Here is a 1,192-nt window from a genome sequence, read left to right as displayed (position 1 = left end):
GGCGCCGGCCGAAGGCGACGCCGCCCATCCGCTGGCCGAGCGCAAGGCCGCGCTGGACGCCTGCCGGGGCGCCGCCGTCGCCGCCCTGCCCCTGCTCCGCAACGCCCAGAACGCCGACGCCCGCTTCGCCGACCTTCTGAAGCCCTGCGCCGAAGGTGCCGCCGCCTGGCGCGACGACTGGAAGGAGGCCCTGGGCCTGTCCGGCCGCCGCCCGAAGAAGGTCCGCCCCGACCGCGACAGTCTGCTGCGGCCCCGCGACGACCTGCTGGCCCGCATCGACCGCGCCCTCTCCGGCATCACCGCCGCCCGCGCCCGCCGCGCCGAGGTCGAAGGCCGGCTGGCGGGCCTGAGGCAGGGGCTCTAGTCCGCCACGCGCCCGATCCGGACCAGGGTCCCGCTCGGGTCGCTGACCGCGAACTCATAGGTCCCCCACGGCTTCAGCCGGGGCTGGTCGTCGTTCAGGATCAGCTCGCGCACCCGCTCGGCCACCGCGTCCACGTCCTCGACATACAGATACAGCCCCAGGGCGTTGTCCTCGACCCGCGCCGGCCACCCCGGCGTCTCGTTCAGGTGCAGGCGCCAGCCTCTGCCGTCCGACAGCAGCCGGTAGTCGCCGTAGTCGCTGACGACCTCCAGCCCGAGCCGCCGGTAGAAGGCCGTGCTGGCCTCCAGGTCGCGGCACGGCACGATGGCCGCCACATGGTGCTCGTCGGTCATGCGCTCGGCTCCGAAGGACCGCGCAGCAGGCCGGCGGCGGTCAGCGCCGACCATGCCGCAAACACCCCCGCCGCGACAGTCGCCCCAACTAGGCCGAAGGCCCCGCCGCCATGGACCAGCCAGCCGGCCGCCAGCCCCGCCGCCGCCAGTCCGACGCCTCCGGCGACCTTCGCGATCAGGTCCAGCCGCAGCATCCTGACGGCCCACAGCGCCATCGCCGCCGCGACCATTAGCATGCCGAACACCGCCAACGTCTGGTTCAGCGCGGCCAGCACCGGAAACTGGATGCCCGACGCCGCCTGCCCCGCCAGCCGCTCCGCCGCGAAGCCGTTGACCAGGGCCGCGGCGATCAGGGCCGAGATCCCGCCCGTGAACGCCATCCGCCCCGCCCGCGTCGACAGATGCGTCTCGCCCAACCAGCGCGGCACGGTCGATCCGCCCAGGCCGATCAGCATCAGGCAGACGATCATCCCCC

The 1,192-nt window shown here is 74.3% G+C and carries 3 protein-coding genes; 1 reads left to right on the top strand and 2 read right to left on the bottom strand.

Features of this window, described 5'->3' with window-relative positions; translation table 11 throughout:
* The coding region (locus Q0C81_RS12790; RefSeq protein ID WP_291838435.1) for a hypothetical protein at nt 1-364 on the top strand (364 nt) is incomplete at its 5' end.
* On the opposite strand, the gene Q0C81_RS12785 is transcribed toward Q0C81_RS12790, so the two are convergent.
* Together Q0C81_RS12785 and Q0C81_RS12780 are read right to left on the bottom strand one after the other, a co-directional pair.
* A complete protein-coding gene (locus Q0C81_RS12785; RefSeq protein WP_291838432.1) occupies nt 361-717 on the bottom strand; it encodes a VOC family protein in 357 nt (118 codons plus the stop codon). The two genes, Q0C81_RS12790 and Q0C81_RS12785, sit on opposite strands and share 4 nt — an antisense overlap.
* On the bottom strand, nt 714-1,192 hold a 479-nt coding region (locus tag Q0C81_RS12780; protein ID WP_291838428.1), incomplete at its 5' end, for a hypothetical protein. The genes Q0C81_RS12785 and Q0C81_RS12780, both read right to left, overlap by 4 nt.

The organism is Brevundimonas sp. (assembly GCF_023259385.1).
Taxonomy (GTDB): Bacteria; Pseudomonadota; Alphaproteobacteria; order Caulobacterales; family Caulobacteraceae; genus Brevundimonas.
The sequence above is the reverse complement of the archived record's forward strand: the minus strand, read 5'-3'. Positions and strand labels throughout refer to the sequence as shown.

What these genes read in the sequence shown, in the direction of transcription:
- Q0C81_RS12785 (WP_291838432.1), bottom strand. Translation starts at nt 717, where the DNA reads ATGACCGACGAGCACCATGTGGCGGCCATCGTGCCGTGCCGCGACCTG.